General features: G+C 62.3%; 15 protein-coding genes. 13 read left to right on the top strand and 2 right to left on the bottom strand.

Features of this window, described 5'->3' with window-relative positions; genetic code table 11:
• Positions 1 to 117: 117 nt before the first annotated feature.
• The gene (locus LA321_RS13740; protein WP_026458057.1) at positions 118 to 777 is read left to right on the top strand and encodes a YccT family protein; all 660 of its coding nucleotides are present in this window, start codon (positions 118 to 120) and stop codon (positions 775 to 777) included.
• Between the two features lie 85 nt (positions 778 to 862).
• Positions 863 to 1,759, top strand: a complete 897-nt coding sequence (locus LA321_RS13735) for a histone deacetylase family protein (RefSeq protein ID WP_042071939.1) — start codon at positions 863 to 865, stop codon at positions 1,757 to 1,759.
• 149 nt (positions 1,760 to 1,908) lie between these two features.
• On the opposite strand, the gene LA321_RS13730 is transcribed toward LA321_RS13735, so the two are convergent.
• Positions 1,909 to 3,057 carry an MFS transporter gene (locus tag LA321_RS13730; RefSeq protein ID WP_042071941.1) on the bottom strand — a complete coding sequence of 383 codons (1,149 nt, stop codon included), beginning with the start codon at positions 3,055 to 3,057 and terminating at the stop codon, positions 1,909 to 1,911.
• Positions 3,058 to 3,347: 290 nt separating this feature from the next.
• Positions 3,348 to 4,298 carry a ribosome biogenesis GTPase YlqF gene (ylqF, locus tag LA321_RS13725; RefSeq protein ID WP_042071942.1) on the bottom strand — a complete coding sequence of 317 codons (951 nt, stop codon included), beginning with the start codon at positions 4,296 to 4,298 and terminating at the stop codon, positions 3,348 to 3,350.
• Between the two features lie 332 nt (positions 4,299 to 4,630).
• On the opposite strand from ylqF, the gene LA321_RS13720 reads away from it, so the two are divergent.
• The 11 genes from LA321_RS13720 (at position 4,631) to LA321_RS13670 (ending at position 16,441) form a co-directional block, all read left to right on the top strand.
• A complete protein-coding gene (locus LA321_RS13720; RefSeq protein ID WP_042071944.1) occupies positions 4,631 to 6,022 on the top strand; it encodes an alkaline phosphatase in 1,392 nt (463 codons plus the stop codon).
• 11 nt (positions 6,023 to 6,033) lie between these two features.
• Entirely contained in the window at positions 6,034 to 7,428 is a 1,395-nt protein-coding gene (locus LA321_RS13715) for an alkaline phosphatase (protein WP_042071945.1), read from the top strand.
• A 53-nt stretch (positions 7,429 to 7,481) separates the two neighbouring features.
• Entirely contained in the window at positions 7,482 to 8,165 is a 684-nt protein-coding gene (locus tag LA321_RS13710) for a hypothetical protein (protein ID WP_042071946.1), read from the top strand.
• 83 nt (positions 8,166 to 8,248) lie between these two features.
• Positions 8,249 to 8,989 (top strand): substrate-binding periplasmic protein, encoded by a 741-nt coding sequence (locus tag LA321_RS13705; RefSeq protein ID WP_042071948.1) that lies wholly within the window; start codon positions 8,249 to 8,251, stop codon positions 8,987 to 8,989.
• Between the two features lie 228 nt (positions 8,990 to 9,217).
• The gene (gene rnk / locus LA321_RS13700) at positions 9,218 to 9,613 is read left to right on the top strand and encodes a nucleoside diphosphate kinase regulator (RefSeq protein ID WP_026456481.1); all 396 of its coding nucleotides are present in this window, start codon (positions 9,218 to 9,220) and stop codon (positions 9,611 to 9,613) included.
• A 180-nt stretch (positions 9,614 to 9,793) separates the two neighbouring features.
• A complete protein-coding gene (uhpA, locus tag LA321_RS13695; protein ID WP_042025474.1) occupies positions 9,794 to 10,384 on the top strand; it encodes a transcriptional regulator UhpA in 591 nt (196 codons plus the stop codon).
• Entirely contained in the window at positions 10,381 to 11,901 is a 1,521-nt protein-coding gene (uhpB, locus tag LA321_RS13690) for a signal transduction histidine-protein kinase/phosphatase UhpB (RefSeq protein WP_042071949.1), read from the top strand. The genes uhpA and uhpB overlap by 4 nt, the downstream gene beginning before the upstream one ends.
• 27 nt (positions 11,902 to 11,928) lie before the next feature.
• Positions 11,929 to 13,263, top strand: coding sequence for an MFS transporter (gene uhpC / locus LA321_RS13685; RefSeq protein ID WP_042071950.1), 1,335 nt, complete (start codon positions 11,929 to 11,931; stop codon positions 13,261 to 13,263).
• 392 nt (positions 13,264 to 13,655) lie between these two features.
• Positions 13,656 to 14,456 (top strand): transporter substrate-binding domain-containing protein, encoded by an 801-nt coding sequence (locus tag LA321_RS13680; RefSeq protein ID WP_026457279.1) that lies wholly within the window; start codon positions 13,656 to 13,658, stop codon positions 14,454 to 14,456.
• Between the two features lie 98 nt (positions 14,457 to 14,554).
• On the top strand, positions 14,555 to 15,514 hold the full coding sequence (locus tag LA321_RS13675; protein WP_026457278.1) for an amino acid ABC transporter permease: 960 nt from the start codon (positions 14,555 to 14,557) through the stop codon (positions 15,512 to 15,514).
• Between the two features lie 183 nt (positions 15,515 to 15,697).
• Positions 15,698 to 16,441 (top strand): amino acid ABC transporter ATP-binding protein, encoded by a 744-nt coding sequence (locus LA321_RS13670; RefSeq protein ID WP_026457277.1) that lies wholly within the window; start codon positions 15,698 to 15,700, stop codon positions 16,439 to 16,441.
• The last annotated feature ends 83 nt before the right edge of the window (positions 16,442 to 16,524 follow it).

Here is a 16,524-nt window from a genome sequence, read left to right as displayed (position 1 = left end):
GATGAAGGCTCACCACAATAAAGTGCAATTGAAAGAGCAATTGCCGCCATGGGCCAAACCTGCAAGAATGAGCCCCTGTTTTCAGTGGGCAAACGCCTGACTGTTCAAGGAGATGAGATGAAACTGACTGTTCTGGTGCCAGCGCTGGCTGGTCTGTTATGGGCAGGTAGTGCCCTGGCCGATGCCCAATTGGAAGTCACCAACCCCTACGTGGTTCAACTGATCGATGGCCAGTCCATCAATCCCAAGTTGCTCGACAAGACCAATAGCTTCCCGCTCTCTGCTGGCAAGCACCAACTAGTGATCGCCTTTGAAGGCAACTTCTCCAGCCGCAACGAGATCAAGCTGGTCACTGCCGAGCCGCTGGTGATCAACTTTACCGCTGCCGACAACCAGCAGCTGGTGCTGGATTACAAGAAGCCCCGCAACGAGACCGACGCCAAACAGTTCACCAAGGATCAGAAGGTGGTGCTGAAAGACAAGGCCAGTGGTCAAGTCGTTGCCAGCGAGCAGTTTGTGATGCCGAAAGTGGAAGGCTTCCAGCTGACCCGCGACTATCAGCAGGAGCTGATCAACATGGGCAAGGCGTTCAACCAGCCCAAGACAGTGGCGATTTCCACCGCCGCCGTGATGGCCGCCAACAGCGCCCCGGTTCAGGTCGCCCCGAGCAAGGCCATGAGCAATCCGGAAGCCCTGACCCAGCTGCAAAACTGGTACAACAAGGCCGATGCGGAGACCCGCAAAGCCTTCCAGATCTGGGTGATCCAGCAGCAGTAATTGCATCTGTTCGTCCCGAATTATCGGGCATGACAAGGGGAGCCTGGCTCCCCTTTTTCATATCTGCTCACAAGGCCCCGGCGTCATGTCACTGCGCATCTTCCATCATCCCCTCTACTCCGCCCTGGCCCTGCCAGAGCGCCATCGCTTTCCGCTGGCCAAATACCAGGCGCTGTTCGAACAGCTGGGAAACCTGGGTTATCCGCTGGCAGAGGCCGCGCCCGCCAGTCGCACCCAGATAGAGAGAGTGCACGATGCGGCCTATGTGGAAGCGGCCCTCGCCGGCACCCTGGATGCGGGCGCCATTCGCCAGCTCGGCTTCCCCTGGTCCCCCATGCTCATTGAACGCACCTTGCGCTCGGTGGGCGCCACCCTTGCCGCCAGCCGACACGCCCTCGCGCAAGGTTGCGGCCTGCAGATCTCCGGTGGCTATCACCACGCCCACCGGGACGTTGGCAGCGGCTTTTGCCTGTTCAACGATCTGGTGATCGCCGCCCAGACCTGTCTGGACGAGGGGCGCTGCGAACAGGTGCTGATCATCGATCTCGATGTGCATCAGGGGGATGGCAGCGCGGCACTCTGTACGGGTCGGCGCGACATCATCACCCTCTCCCTGCACGGGGAGCACAACTTTCCCCGCCACAAGCCCGCCTCCCACATGGACTTTGCCCTGCCAAGCGGCATGGAGGACGATGCCTACCTCACCACGCTGGCAGAGGCGCTCAATCTGGCGCTGCGGCTCTACGCCCCCGACCTCATTCTCTATCAGGCCGGGGTGGACGTGCATCATGCCGACGAACTCGGCTATCTCTCCTTGAGTGATGAGGGGGTGCGCCAGCGCGATGCCATGGTATTCGACTGCGCCCGGCAACATGGTCTACCCATTGCCGCCGTTCCCGGTGGCGGCTACCGGCGTGACTGGCAACAGCTGATCCCGCTGCATATGTCCTTGTTCGAAGAGGCGAAAAAGCGCTACGGCTAGCGTTCCTTTGCACTTGCCCGTTGCTGGTAACCACAGTTTCCAATACAAGAGGCGGCCTCGGGCTGCCTTTTGTATTGGGCTGCATGGCAACCGCATTGAACCCGTCACCTGGCAGACAGGATTGTGTCTGCCCTGCTGCCGATCACAGTTCAGGCGTGGGCCACCGGTGTCGAGTGTTTCCCCATGGGGCGCAGCAACATCAGCAGATAAACGCACGACACGCCGGCGATCATGATGAACAGCAGATTGTCCGAAAGGTGCTGCATCAGGAGCGCGGTATAGGCCGGACCGAGCAGACTGCCGATGGTGTAGCTCAGCAGCAGCGCCTGGTTCATGGCCACCAGCTGATGGTGCTCGACCTTCTCGCAGGCCCACGCCATGGCCACCGGATAGAGGGTGAAACCGGCGGCGCCCAGGATGAACAGCGCCGGCCCCATCGCCACGCCGCCTAGCATGGCCCCGCACCCCAGGATCACCACCAGCACCTGCACCCGCAGCACCGGCAGGCGGCCGAACCTGTCCGCCAGCCGGCCCACCGGCCACTGCCCAAGGATGCCGGCACTCACCATCACCGCCATCCAGTAACCAATACCGGCATCGCTCACCCCCTGATGGTTCAGGTAGAGCGGCATCAGGCCGTAGAGCGATCCCAGCACGATGCCGGAGATGATGCAGCCATCGACCCCGAGCCGTGCCTGACGCAGCCGCAACATGGGCCAGACCCGGGTTGTTTCCTGCGCGTCGTTGCCGTCATTGACAATGCGGGTGAACAACAGCGGCAGGATAGCCGCCAATACCAGCCCGGTCGCCCAGGGCAGCACATCCATCAGGCCAGTCGACAGCTTGCTGACCAGCAGCTGCCCGAGCACGGTTCCCAGGTAATAGATCATCATGTAGGCAGCCAGCAGGCGTCCCCGATTGTGCGCATTGCCACTGCACATCAATGCGCTCTCCACCACCACCCAGATCATGGCGCAGCCGATGCCGGCGATAAATCGCCAGGTGAGCCAGCTCCAGAAACCAAGGGTAATGCCGAGCCCGACACAGCTGGCAGCAAAGAGGGCGGAGGCCAGGTAGTAGCTGCGGTTGAAGCCGAAGCGCCTGATCAAGGTGCCCGCCAGCAAGGTCCCCAGCAGGTTGCCGCTGAAATAGGAGGAACCGACCATGCCCACCTGCCAGGTCGGCAGCTGCTCATGGGCGAGCCAGAGTGGTACCAGGGTGTTCAACACCGCGATGGAGAGGGTCAGCAGCAGTAAGCCACAGAGCAACAACAGCACTGGCCGGGAGTATGTATTCATGGGAAAAACCGTGAGGAGAGTCAAAATGCGAGCGCATCATGCCATTGCCAATTCCATTGTCAATCGGCGCTAAACGAGCGACGGCAAAGTTTTGCTGCGCGCAGCCTTTGCTGCATGGAATAGCATACTCAATATCAGTCTTATCCCTTTGGTTAACAGGCACTTTGGCCGCAATGGCGAGGACATGGACGGTTGATAATCAGCCTCTTTGCCTTTCCTCAGTCCTGAACGCCATAACAAGAAGAGGCGACCCTTGGGCCGCCTCTTCTTGATACCGAGCGCAACGCCGGTTATCGCTGACGCTTCTTGGCGTACTTGCGGCGGGCCCTCGCCTGGCGCTCCTCTTCCCGCTCCGCCTTCTCCTTGGCCTTCTGTTCGGCCTCGGCATCGGCCTCCACGATTTCGCTGCTCACCATCTGCGGGGTCTCCAGCGAGATGCGGCCCAGCAGGCCAGAGCGGAACTCGTTGACCAGGATCTCGGACGCCTTGTGCAGATCCGACAACCCCCCCTTGCGCATGAAGCCGCGCTGACGGGCAATGAGATCCAGCAGTTCGATCTCGGTCTCGGGCAGCACGTCAATCTGATAGCGCGCCTGGATCCGCTCCGGATAGGCCTTGAGGAAGTAGTCAGCGGCGAACATGGCGATGTCCGCGTAGTCATAGACGGTATCCTTGATGGCGGCCGTGATGGCCAGCCGATAACCGCAGGAGGGCGGGTTGAGTTTGGGCCACAAGAAGCCCGGGGTGTCGGTCAGGATGACGTTGTTGTCGAGCTTGATCCGCTGCTGGGACTTGGTCACCCCCGCCTCGTTGCCGGTACGGGCGATGATGCGCCCCGCCAGGGTGTTGATCAGGGTGGATTTACCCACGTTGGGAATACCCATGATCATGGCGCGCACGCCGCGCAGCTCCAGATTGCGCTCCGGCAGCATCTCGTGGCAGAGGGTCAGCAGCTGCTTGATCTTCTCCGGCTCCTGCTGGGTCAGGGGCAGCGCCTTTATCCCCTTCTCCTGTTCCATGTGGGCCACCCACAGCGCGGTGATCTCGGGGTCGGCGAGGTCCGCCTTGTTGAGCACCTTGATCACCGGAGTATCGCCGCGCAGCTCGGGCACCAGCGGGTTTTCGCTGGAGAAGGGGATGCGGGCGTCGAGCATCTCTATGATGACATCGACCTGGGGCATGACCTCGGCAATCTCTTTGCGGGCCTTGTGCATGTGGCCGGGAAACCAGTTGATGGACATATCCGTTACTCTCATCTAGGGACTGCGGGCGCGGGCTTGCGGTGGCGCGAGCGGCGGGCGATGGCGGACGCAGGGCGTCGCAAGGGGGCGCATTTTACCTGTACCCGCCCCGATTTGACAGGCCATTCTAGCCGCCAGCCGGCAAACCGGCCAGATTTTCGCCCGCCCCCTCCCCTCGTCAGCCGATGTGGCCAGTCTCGGTTATTGATAGATAAGTGATTGATACAACATAACATTCACGCAACACTTTCATCGGATTGTCATCCAGTTTCACTAAAAGTGTCATCTGCGACCTCTAGGCTGCGCTCAGGTTTTACAAGGAGCGAACCCCAATGAGAAAGATGGCAGGACTTGCATTGATGATCGGCGCCGCCCTGGCCGCCGGCTGCAACTCCAACAACGACAGCAGTGCGCCCGAGCCCGGTGCCAAGAACGTGATCTTCTTCCTCGGCGACGGCATGGGTCTCAACACCCTGACCGCTGCCCGCATCTACGGCGTCGGTGAAGAGGGCAGCCTCACCATCGATACCCTGCCGGAGACGGCCTTCATCAAGACCTTCTCCCACGACGCCCAGGTGACCGACTCGGCCCCCTCCATGTCCGCCTACATGACCGGGGTCAAGAGCAACAACGGTGTCATCAGCATGGACGGCGATGCCACCCAGGAGAACGACTGCAGCAAGAGCGCCGGCAAGCCGGTCACCACCTTGCTGGAGCTGGCCAAGGCCGCCGGTCGCGGCACCGGCGTGGTCACCACCACCCGGGTGACCCACGCCACCCCGGCCGCCACCTACGCCCACCTCTGCAACCGGGATCTGGAAGCGGACATCGCCGCCCAGCTGGTACCTGGCGGCGCCGGTTACAACAGCGCTCTCAAAGAGGGGGTGGACGTGGTACTCGGCGGCGGCAGCAGCTTCTTCTTGCCCAAGGCCGACAAGGGCAAGCGCGAGGATGGCCGCAACCTCATCGACGAGATGAAGGCCAAGGGCTACCAGTTTGCCGGCAATCTGGACGAGCTGAACCAGGCCGATGCGAGCAAGCCGCTGCTGGGGCTGTTTGGCTCAAGCCACATGAAATATGACCTGGACCGACCCGCCAGCGAGCCGTCCCTGACCCAGATGACCCTGGCCGCCATCAAGCAGCTCAAGGACAAGAAACAGGGCTACTTCCTGATGGTGGAAGGGGGGCGCATCGACCATGCCCTGCACGACACCAACGCCAAGCGTGCCCTGCAGGACACCCTCGCCTTCGACAACGCCATCAAGGCCGCCATTGACGAGGTGAAGAAAACCGATCCCGAGCTCAAGAACACCCTGATCCTGGTCACCGCCGATCATGACCACACGCTGGTGCTGAATGGTTATGCCAAGCGGACCGGCAAGACCACCGCCGACAACCCCGGCGTGCTCGGACTGGTGAAGAACTACGAGACTGGCAATCCCAGCAAGGACAGCGACAGCATGCCCTACACCATCATCGGCTTTGGCAACGGCTACAACCGGGTGGATGGTCCGCGCAGCAGTGTGGCGCCGCTGGACGACGCCACCGTCTCCGCCAATGACTATCACCAGGAGGTGGTGGTCAAGGTAGGCGAGATAGGCAACGAAACCCACGGCGGCACCGACGTCTTCCTCGGCGCCATCGGCCAGGGAGCGGAAAGCTTCCACGGCTCACTCGACAACACCGCCGTGTTCGGCAAGGTCAAGGCTGCGGCCGGGCTGTAAGGAGCATTCCCATGAAAAGCGCCATGAAACAAAAACTGCAAAAAACCCTCGTCAGCACGGCCCTGCTGGCCGCCCTCGGCGGCGCGGCCCAGGCACAGGCCAGCGACGCCAAGAACGTCATCCTGTTTATCGGTGACGGCATGGGCCCCACCGTGCTCACCGCCACCCGCCTCTACAAGGTGGGGGAAGAGGGCAATCTGGAGATAATGAAGCTGGCCCGCAGCGCCCGCATCAAGACCTTCTCCAACGACGCCCAGACCACCGACTCGGCCCCCTCCATGGCGGCCTACACCACCGGGGTCAAGATGAACAACGAGGTGATCGCCATGAGCAGCGACACCAAGGCCGTCGCGCCGTCCAAGGACGTCAACGGCAACAAGGGCATCAACAACTGCACCAGCGACAACGGCAAGCCGGTGCCGAGCATCCTCGAGCTGGCCAAGGCGGCGGGCAAATCAATCGGTGCCGTCACCACCACGGAGCTGACCCATGCCACGCCGGCGGCCACTTACTCCCATATCTGCCACCGGGATGCGGCCTACGCCATTGCCGAGCAGGCGGTGCCGGGGGGCAGCGGCTTCAATACCGCCCTCAAGGACGGGATGGATGTGCTGATGGGGGGCGGCGCCAACCACTGGACCCCTTACGACAGCACCAGCAACAAGAAGGGACGGGCTGACGGGCGGGACCTCACCGCCGAGCTGACCGCCCAGGGCTATCGCTATGTCACCACCAAAAACGAGCTGGCTGGCGTCGACTCGGGCAAGGTACTGGGGCTGTTCAGCGCCAGCTCCCACCTCGACTACGAGCTGGACAGAGTCGCCAAGGGGAGCGCCTCGACCCAACCGTCCCTGTCCGAGATGACCGCCAAGGCGATCGATCTGCTCAGCCAGAACAGCCAGGGCTACTTCCTGATGGTGGAAGGGGGACGTATCGACCACGCCCTGCACGGTACCAACGCCAAGCGCGCCCTTACCGATGCGGTGGCGCTGGACGAGGCGGTCAAGACGGCGCTGGGCAAGGTCGATTTGAACGATACCCTGATCGTGGTCACCGCCGACCATGACCACACCATGACCATCAACGGCTACGCCGCCAAGGGCAACCCTGTGCTGGATCTGGTCAAGAACGGCGATGGCTCGACCCAGAACGATGCGGACGGCAAGCCCTTCACCACCCTGGTGTTCGGCAACGGCCCCAATCGCCCCAACGTGCGCCCGGCCCTCACCAGCGATCAGGTGATGGCGGACGGCTACCTGCAGGAGACCGGGGTCAAGCTCGGCTCCGAGACTCACGGCGGCGGCGATGTGATGCTGTTTGCCGATGGCGCCGGCAGCAGCCGCTTCAAGGGGACGCTCGACAACACTGGTGTGTTCGGCAAGCTCAAGGAGGCGCTCGGCCTGTAAGCGGCAGGGGCCCGGACGCAACATCCGGGCCCCTTCCTCTCGAGCGAAAGACCATGATGCGATTGTTACTTCCTTTATGGCTGTTTGGCAGCACCCTCTCATTTTCGCTGCACGCCGCCGACATCCCCGACCTGGCTGCCCGGATCCACTATCAGGAGAGGGTCACCAGCAACGACGGCATCGCCAGACAGAGCGAATGGCGGGAAAACTGGCTGCGAGTCGGCAACCAGGTGTGGAGCCAGCGGCTCATTCCCCTCCCCCTGGCCCGCGCCTATCATGCCGCCCACGATGCCAACCCGGGTCACAAGCACTTTACCCACCAGATAGCGGCCCGCTGGGTGACGCGAACCGAAGCGGGTGAGCTTGAGCTGCGCTACGCCGATGGCTGGCACAACCAGCTGGTGGAGGTGCCGGTGGAAGAGTATGGCCAGGTGGCCTTCAAGCCCGACTGGGCGCGCATTCGCCATCTGGTGGACCCGGCCCTGCTGCAGACAATGACGCCGCTGGACGACGCCGCCCCCGGGCAGGCCCGCTGGTATGAAAAGCGGGAAGGCAGGCAGCGTACCCGCATCCTCTGGTCGAGCCGCTGGCAGCTGCCGCTGGTGGTGGAGTCGGCCAGCCTCGACGGCTACCGCAGCTACCGGATGGAGGTGACCCTGCGCAAACTGCCGAGCCAGTATCCCTGGCGGCAACTGGCGGATCACGAGGTGCGCGATCTGCGGGATTTCTTCGACTGAGATCCCATCCCTCCTTGCCGGGGGAACGTTTTCAAAGGCAGGAGTGTTACACTCGATTAATTCCCCCCTGGTTCACTCGATGAATGCGTATATCCCGCCTGTTCTTTACCGCCCTGCTGCTGATGCTGATCCCGCCAGCTGCCCAGGCCATCGTGCTGGTGGCGGCAGAACTTCCTCCTTATGTGATCCGTGCCAAACAGGGCAACCCCAGCGGCATGGTCATCGAAATCATGGAAGAGGCGGCCCGTCGCCTGGGGGAGCCGCTGACCGTGGAGCTGATGCCACTGGCTCGCGCCCTGACCGAGACCCGCCATCGCCAGGATGTCTTGTTCGTCCCCCCGGTGCGCAGCGCCCGGCGCGAACACCTCTATGACTGGATAGCCCCCCTGCTGGAGGAAGATTTCGTCATCGTTACGGATCGCCGTCATCACCCCGTCCCCCTCAAGGTTCGGGAACTGCCGGCCCTTCGGGTGGGCACCCTGCGCTACTCCTTTGGCGAGACGCTGCTCAGGCAGCGACTCAATCTCGCGAGCCAGACGGTCGCCACCGAGGTGCTCAACGCCCACAAGCTCCATCGTGGCCGCATCAATGCCTGGGTCGCAGCCTGGAACACCATCCTCTACAACCAGCAGCTTGGCGGATATGACGAGGCCCGGCTGGTACGAGGGGAGACCCTGATGAGCACTTCCCTGTTCGTCGCCGCCAACAAGGCGTTTCCTGCCGAACAGAAGCGGCGCTGGCAGGCTACCCTGGCCCGGATGCGCGCAGACGGCAGCCTGGCGCGGATCATCAAGCAGTACCACTATCAGGCCCCCGTCAGATAATCCAATCCGGTTGCCAAGGGTGATCAGAATGGTTATGGTATCCACATGAAAATATTCGTTATTTCTCCCTGTTTGCTCACACCCTGTTAAGCCCCCGCCTCGCTCCTTCGGCCGCGAGTCGCCAGGGGGCATGGTGTTTCCCGTCTGTTTTTTTTCAGCATTGACATCCGAATTTCGACCAGCTTGCCTGCCATCCTGGTCATTTAACCCATTGATAAGGAATATCCTATGAAACAACCTCATCTCGTCATCTCCAGCCTGGACCTGGATCGTATCGAACAGCTGCTCGGCAACCACCCCCAGCACCTGGCCCTGCAAGAGGAGCTGGATCGCGCCGAGATCCGCGAGCCGGCCGACATGCCGCCGGACGTGGTCACCATGAACAGCACGGTGCGCTTCAAGATGCAGAGCAGCGGCAACGAGTTTTGCCTCAATCTGGTCTATCCCCGCGATGCCAAAGGGGACGAGAGCAACATCTCGGTGCTGGCGCCGGTCGGCAGCGCCCTGCTCGGGCTGAAAGTCGGTGACAGCATCGCCTGGCCCGGCCCTGCCGGTCGCACCATTCAGGTGGAGATCCTCGAAGTGGTCTATCAGCCGGAGCGCGCAGGCGAGCTGCACCGCTGATCCCCGGGTGCGGGTCCGGGCAACGCGACCCACCCGCACCAACTGATCCCGATCAAGCTTTACGCCGACAGAGAGGCGTTTTCCTCCCTTCATCCCCACTGCGGCTTGAGCCTGACCCGCCGGGCAGGTATCTTGTTGGCCGCGTCATGGTCATGACGCCCCGAATTTCAGGCTGACATCATGATTAAGATTGCCCTCATCGACGATCACCAGATCGTCCGATCCGGTTTTGCCCAACTGCTCAATCTGGAGCCCGATCTGCAGGTGGTCGCCGAATTCGGCTCCGCCAGCGATGCCCTGGCCGGTCTGCCCGGCAGCGGCGCCCGGGTCTGCGTCTGCGACATCTCCATGCCGGATCAATCCGGGCTGGAGCTGCTCAAGCAACTGCCCTCCGGCCTCGCCGTGGTGATGCTGTCGGTGCACGACAGTCCGGCCCTCATCGAGCAGGCGCTGCAGAGCGGGGCCAAAGGGTTTCTCTCCAAACGCTGCAGCCCGGACGAGCTGATCGCCGCGGTGCGCACCGCCGCCCTGGGTGGCTGCTACCTCACCCCGGACATCGCCCAGAAGCTCGCCAGCAGCAGTCGGGATCCTCTCACCAACCGGGAGCGGGAGATAGCCCAGCTGCTGGCCCAGGGGCTGGAGGTAAAGAGCATCGCCGAGCGCCTCGGCCTCTCCCCCAAGACGGTGCACGTGCATCGCGCCAACCTGATGGACAAACTCAAGGTCAGCAACAACGTGGAGCTGGCCCACCGCATGCTGGACAGCTGGTGATCCCGCGGCTGGCCAGCTACGTCGCCATCACCCTGGCAGCCTGCTTCATCTTTGCTGCCGGCTGGTTTTGCCTGTGGAGCATCAGCCTGCACCTGGCGGGTGGTCCGGCCCTGGCAGTGCTGCTGTTCCCCTTTGGCCTGCGCCTCGGTTTGTTGCTGCAAAGCCCCACTGCTTACTGGCCGCCGCTCCTGCTGTGCGAAGGGGGGCTGCTCTACTGGCTCAACCTCGAGGTGGGGCTGCCCCACTGGCCCTGGCTGGTGGCAGGCAGTCTGATCACCTTGCTGCCGCTGCTCATCGCCCGCCGTCAGCAGGTGCGCAACGACTGGCAGCAACTGCTACTACTGCTGGCGACGGTCACCGCCGCAGCCCTGCTGCAATCCCTGCTCTGGCATCTGGCCGGGGAGGATGGCCTCTCCGCCCTGCTGCTCACCCTGACTGGCGGCCTGACCCTCACCTCCACCTGCATGCTGATCTGGCACTACCTGACCCGTGCCACCTGGGTGCCGCTGGGCCCTGCCCTGGTGGATCAGCCGGTGGACTGGCGCTTTCGCCACCTGATCTGGTATCTGCTGCTGTTCGTGCTGAGCCTCTGGTTGCAGCTGGGGCTACCCAACTCCCTGGTGCGCTTCACCCCGTTTTGTCTGGCCATTCCCATCATCGCCATGGCCTGGCGCTACGGCTGGCAGGGGGCACTGCTCGCCACCCTGATGAACACCATCGCCCTGCTGGCGAGCCAGGCCTGGCACGATCATCCGCTGGACTTGCTGCTCTCCCTGCTGGCCCAGAGCCTCACCGGCCTGCTGCTCGGCGCCGGCATCCAGCGCCAGCGGGAGCTCAACCAGGCGCTGACCCGCCAGCTTGCCCACAATCGCCAGCTCACCGAGCGGCTGCTGGAGACCGAGGAGAGCATCCGTAAAGAAGTGGCCCGCGAGCTGCACGACGACATCGGCCAGACCATCACCGCCATCCGCACCCAGGCGGGCATAGTGCGCCGACTGGCACCGGACAACGCCGGCGTGGGCCAGAGCAGCGCCCTCATCGAGACCTTGTCCCTTGGCATCTATGATGCGGTGCGCGCCCTGCTCGGCCGGCTGCGCCCCCGCCAGCTCGACGACATGAGTCTGGAGCAGGCAGTGCGCGCCCTGCTACGGGAACTGGAGCTGGATCGCCACGGCATCGTCACCCGGCTGGAGTGGCAGCTGCCCGACGCCGATCTTTCCGACGCCCAGCGGGTCACCCTGTTTCGGGTCTGTCAGGAGGGGCTCAACAACGTGGTGAAACACGCCAACGCCCACTCGGTCACTATTCGCGCCAGCCAAAATGGTGAGCTGCTGAAACTGGTGCTGGAGGACGACGGCCGCGGCCTGCCCCAGCCTAGCCCCGCGCAGGGTTACGGCCTGCTCGGCATTCGCGAGCGGGTCCAGGCACTGGGGGGCAGCCTGCAACTCTCCTGCACCCACGGCACCCAGCTCACCGTCAATCTGCCCAGCCGCAGGCGGGAGGAGGCCCATGATTAACCCCCGCCGTCACCGGAGCGCCGTCCCATGCTGAGCTTTATGAAGAGTGCGCCGCCCCGGCCACCTCTGCGCGATCAGGCCGAGATTGACGCCACCTATCGCCACTGGCGGCTGCACCTGCTGCTGACCATGTATCTGGGCTATGCGGTCTTCTACTTCACCCGCAAGAGCTTCAACTTCGCCATGCCGGACATGCTGGCAAACGGCATGCTGGACAAGGCCGACATCGGCATGATGTGGACCCTGTTCTACATCACCTACGGCTGCTCCAAGTTCTTTTCCGGCATCATCAGCGACCGGGCCAACCCGCGCTACTTCATGGGACTGGGGCTGATGGCGACCGGGGTCATCAATATCCTGTTCGGCCTCTCGTCGTCTCTTTGGCTGTTCGCCGCCCTCTGGGTCGCCAACGCCTTCTTCCAGGGCTGGGGCTGGCCCCCCTGCTCCAAGCTGCTCACCAGCTGGTATTCGCGCAGCGAACGCGGGGTCTGGTGGTCTGCGTGGAACACGGCCCACAACGTGGGCGGGGCCCTGATCCCGCTCATCGTCAGCACCCTGGCCCTGCAGCATGGCTGGCGCTACGGCATGATAGTGCCCGGCCTCATCGCCATCGTGGCCGGGCTGTTTTTGTGCTGGCGGTTGCGGGATACCCCGAGCGCCATGGGACTGCCCACGGTGGGCGTGTGGCGCAGCGATGCCATGGAGCTGGCCCAGCAGACCCAGGATGCGGGTCTCTCCCATCGCCAGATCCTGCGCAAGTATGTGCTGGGCAACCCTTACATCTGGCTGCTCGCCTGCTGCTACGTGCTGGTCTATGTGGTGCGCACCGCCATCAACGACTGGGGCAACCTCTATATGACGGAGCAGCGCGGCTTCGATCTGATGAGCGCCAACTCGGCCATCTCCATGTTCGAGGTGGGGGGCTTTATCGGCGCCCTGGTGGCGGGTTGGGGCTCGGACAAGCTGTTCAACGGCAATCGCGGCCCCATGAACCTCATCTTCGCGGTGGGGATACTGCTCTCGGTGGGATCCCTGTGGCTGATGCCCTTCTTCAGCTATGTGATGCAGGCGGCCTGCTTCTTCACCATCGGCTTTTTCGTGTTCGGCCCCCAGATGCTGATCGGCATGGCGGCAGCGGAGTGTTCCCACAAGAATTCGGCGGGAGCGGCCACCGGTTTCGTCGGCCTGTTCGCCTACATGGGGGCGGCGCTCTCCGGCTATCCGCTGGCCAAGGTGATGGAGATCTGGCACTGGAACGGCTTCTTCGTGGTGATCTCGGTGGCCGCCGGGGTCTCGGCCTTGCTGCTCCTTCCCTTCCTCAAGGCCCAAGCCCCCAGAGTGGCACAAGTCGACCTCCCCTGAATCTCACACTGTGCCCGCCCTCCCATGCATGAATTCAATCGAGGCTTTTCATGATGACAGGGCGGTTCAATTGTCTCCTCTTTTGGCCTCAATGGCCCTCGAACACATTTTGCGCTTGAACCCACTCTCTTAGATAGATATGTTGTTTTTGTGTGATTTTATGAGTGAAGCCATGAGCAAAAAATGCCTCTAACCTCTTGAGTCTTCTGACACAATTCGGTTTTGGTACATTTTTCACTCACTTCGTTATTCATAGCATCTCATATGGGGCTTTTGCTCCGCTCAAGACATTCATCCTGTCTTGCCTGTTGCCGGATGCAGCAGTCTCTTGTGCCACGGAGTCGCACGGGATCAGGTTCAAGGCCGAACACAACATCGACAGAGACGTCACTATGATCAAAAAACTGCTTCTTTCTACCCTGCTGTTTTGCGGGCTGGCCAGTGCGGCCCCGACCCCTGCCCCCACTTCTACCCTGGATGCCGTGCTGGAGCGCGGTGTGCTGCGAGTCGGCTTCGATGCCGGCTACCAGCCGTTCGAGATGACCAACAAGCAGGGCCAGTACATCGGCTTTGACGTGGATCTGGCCAAGATGGTCGCCAAGGAGATGGGCGTCAAGGTCGAGTTCGTCAACACCGCCTGGGATGGCATCATCCCGGCCCTGCTGACCAACAAGTTCGACGTCATCATGGGCGGCATGACCGTCACCCCCCAGCGCAACCTGCGGGTCAACTTCGCCGATCCCTACATAGTCGTTGGCCAGACCATCGTCCTGCGCAAGGATAAAGCGGGCGAGATCAAGTCGTTCCAGGATCTGAACGATCCCAAGTACAAGATCGCGGTCAAGCTGGGCACCACTGGCGAGCAGGCGGTCAAGCGCCTGATCCCCAAAGCCACCCTGCTGCAGTTTGAAACCCAGGATGACGCCAAGCTGGAAGTGATCAACGGCAAGGTCGACGCGTTTGTCTACGACCTGCCCTACAACGCCATCTTCGCCTCCCAGAATCAGGGAGCCGTGGTGCACCTGGACAAGCCGTTCACCTTCGAACCGCTGGCCTGGGCCATCCGCAAGGGGGATCAGGACACCCTCAACTGGTTCAACAACTACCTGCGCCAGATCAAGGGCGACGGCAGCTACGACCGCCTCTACAAGAAGTGGTTCGAATCCACTACCTGGCTGAACCAGCTGAAATAACCTCCCGGGGGGCGGCATGCCGCCCCCGCACCCCGCTCCTCCCCCAACAATAACGAGAAGAGGTTGTGACTGTGCACATCCCCAAACCGACAAGACAGATGGAAAAGCAGCCCAACCAGCTGCTCTGGCACGGCGTGTTTCTGCTGATCGTGCTGGCAGCCATATTCGGCATCTATAAAGCGGTCCAGTCCATTGACTACACCTGGCGCTGGGAGCGTATTCCCCAATACATCGCCTATCAGGCGGAGCAGAAAAACTATGCCGAGTTCGACGGCACCGTGATTGCCGGTACCACCGAGGCCGACAAGGGCAAACTGTTCCTGCAAGACGATCTCGACCCCAACCAGCGCCAACCCATCGCCACCCGTGGCGCCCAGGTCGCCGAAGGGGATACCGTCTTTCGCGGCGACGCCCTCGACATTCAACTGAGCTGGACCGCCGGCCCCATCGCCTGGGGCGTCTGGGTCACGGTCAAGCTCTCCCTGGTGGCCGGGGTGTTCGCCATCCTGCTCGGCACCCTGGCCGGCTTGGCGCGGCTCTCCCCCAATCCGGCCCTGCGCAACCTGGCGGTTACCTATGTGGAACTCATCCGCGGCACCCCGCTACTGGTGCAGATCTTCATCGTCTATTTTTTCATCGGCACCGTGCTGAACCTCGATCGCTTCACCGCCGGGGTGGCGGCGCTTGCCGTCTTTACCGGTGCCTATGTGGCGGAAATCGTGCGCGCCGGCATCAGCTCCATCCATAAAGGGCAGATGGAGGCTGGCCGCAGCCTCGGGATGACTTCGGCCCAGACCATGCGTTACGTGATCCTGCCCCAGGCCTTCAAGCGTGTACTGCCGCCCCTGGCCGGCCAGTTCATCAACCTCATCAAGGATTCGTCGCTGGTCTCGGTCATCTCCATCACGGATCTCACCAAGGCGGGGCGCGAAGTGGTGAGCTCCACCTTCAGCCCGTTCGAGGTGTGGTTCACCGTGGCCCTGCTCTATCTGGTGCTCACCGGCACCCTCTCTTTCCTGGTGCGTCGTCTGGAGGTGAAATATGCGCGCAGCAACTGATCCCATTATCAAGACGCAACCGGTGTCGAGAAGTTCTGCCATCACTGGCACCCCCTTCACAATGCGTCGTCTGGAGGTGAAATATGCGCGCAGCAACTGATCCCATTATCCAAGCGCAACCGGTGTCGAGAAGTTCTGCCGTCACTGGCACCCCCTTCACAGTGTGTCGTCTGGAGGTACAACATGCGCGCAGCAACTGATCCCATCATCCAGGCGAGCGGCGTGGAGAAGTTCTATGGCAGCGAGGTGCATGCTCTGAAGAACGTCAGCACCCAGGTGGCCGAAGGGGAAGTGGTGGTGATCGTGGGCCCCAGCGGCTCTGGCAAATCCACCTTCCTGCGCACCCTCAACCAGCTGGAGACCATCAACGATGGCCAGATCGTGGTCGACGGAATCAGCCTGACCGAGCCTGGCGACGTCAACAAGCTGCGGGAAGAGGTGGGCATGGTGTTTCAGTCCTTCAACCTCTTTCCCCATCTGAGCGTGCTGGACAACATCTGCCTCGCGCCGCAAAAGGTACGCGGGCTGTCCCGCAAGGATGCCGAGGACAGAGCCAAAAACCTGCTGCTGAAAGTAGGGCTCTCGAACAAGGCCCGGAGTTACCCCTCCCAGCTCTCGGGCGGCCAGCAGCAGCGGGTGGCCATCGCCCGGGCGCTCGCCATGCAGCCGCGCATCATGCTGTTTGACGAGCCCACCAGTGCGCTGGACCCCGAAATGGTCGGCGAGGTGCTGGACGTGATGAAGGGGCTGGCCCGGGAAGGGATGACCATGGTGGTGGTGACCCACGAGATGGGTTTTGCCCGCGAGGTGGCCGACCGTGTGCTCTTTATGGAGAGCGGCGAACTGTTGGTGGACGAAAAACCGGGGGATTTCTTCGACAACCCTTCCTCTCCGCGGCTGCGCCAGTTCCTGAGCCAGGTGCTCTAACAAACCGGACAACCGGAGAAGAAAAAACAGAAAGAGGGGCCAGGCTGCCCCTCTTTGCCGTCCGGATCCCGGCCATTTCCCGC

Source organism: Aeromonas enteropelogenes, assembly GCF_020097295.1.
Taxonomy (GTDB): domain Bacteria; phylum Pseudomonadota; class Gammaproteobacteria; order Enterobacterales; family Aeromonadaceae; genus Aeromonas; species Aeromonas enteropelogenes.
This window is presented reverse-complemented; position numbering and strand designations above follow the sequence as displayed.

Excerpts from the sequence above, each read along its gene's own strand:
- LA321_RS13720 (WP_042071944.1), top strand. The coding sequence starts at position 4,631 with ATGAGAAAGATGGCAGGACTTGCATTGATGATCGGCGCCGCCCTGGCC.
- LA321_RS13710 (WP_042071946.1), top strand. The coding sequence starts at position 7,482 with ATGATGCGATTGTTACTTCCTTTATGGCTGTTTGGCAGCACCCTCTCA.
- LA321_RS13735 (WP_042071939.1), top strand. The coding sequence starts at position 863 with ATGTCACTGCGCATCTTCCATCATCCCCTCTACTCCGCCCTGGCCCTG.
- LA321_RS13680 (WP_026457279.1), top strand. The coding sequence starts at position 13,656 with ATGATCAAAAAACTGCTTCTTTCTACCCTGCTGTTTTGCGGGCTGGCC.
- uhpC (WP_042071950.1), top strand. The coding sequence starts at position 11,929 with ATGCTGAGCTTTATGAAGAGTGCGCCGCCCCGGCCACCTCTGCGCGAT.
- ylqF (WP_042071942.1), bottom strand. The coding sequence starts at position 4,298 with ATGTCCATCAACTGGTTTCCCGGCCACATGCACAAGGCCCGCAAAGAG.
- uhpA (WP_042025474.1), top strand. The coding sequence starts at position 9,794 with ATGATTAAGATTGCCCTCATCGACGATCACCAGATCGTCCGATCCGGT.
- LA321_RS13740 (WP_026458057.1), top strand. The coding sequence starts at position 118 with ATGAAACTGACTGTTCTGGTGCCAGCGCTGGCTGGTCTGTTATGGGCA.
- rnk (WP_026456481.1), top strand. The coding sequence starts at position 9,218 with ATGAAACAACCTCATCTCGTCATCTCCAGCCTGGACCTGGATCGTATC.
- LA321_RS13715 (WP_042071945.1), top strand. The coding sequence starts at position 6,034 with ATGAAAAGCGCCATGAAACAAAAACTGCAAAAAACCCTCGTCAGCACG.
- LA321_RS13675 (WP_026457278.1), top strand. The coding sequence starts at position 14,555 with ATGGAAAAGCAGCCCAACCAGCTGCTCTGGCACGGCGTGTTTCTGCTG.
- LA321_RS13670 (WP_026457277.1), top strand. The coding sequence starts at position 15,698 with ATGCGCGCAGCAACTGATCCCATCATCCAGGCGAGCGGCGTGGAGAAG.
- LA321_RS13730 (WP_042071941.1), bottom strand. The coding sequence starts at position 3,057 with ATGAATACATACTCCCGGCCAGTGCTGTTGTTGCTCTGTGGCTTACTG.
- LA321_RS13705 (WP_042071948.1), top strand. The coding sequence starts at position 8,249 with ATGCGTATATCCCGCCTGTTCTTTACCGCCCTGCTGCTGATGCTGATC.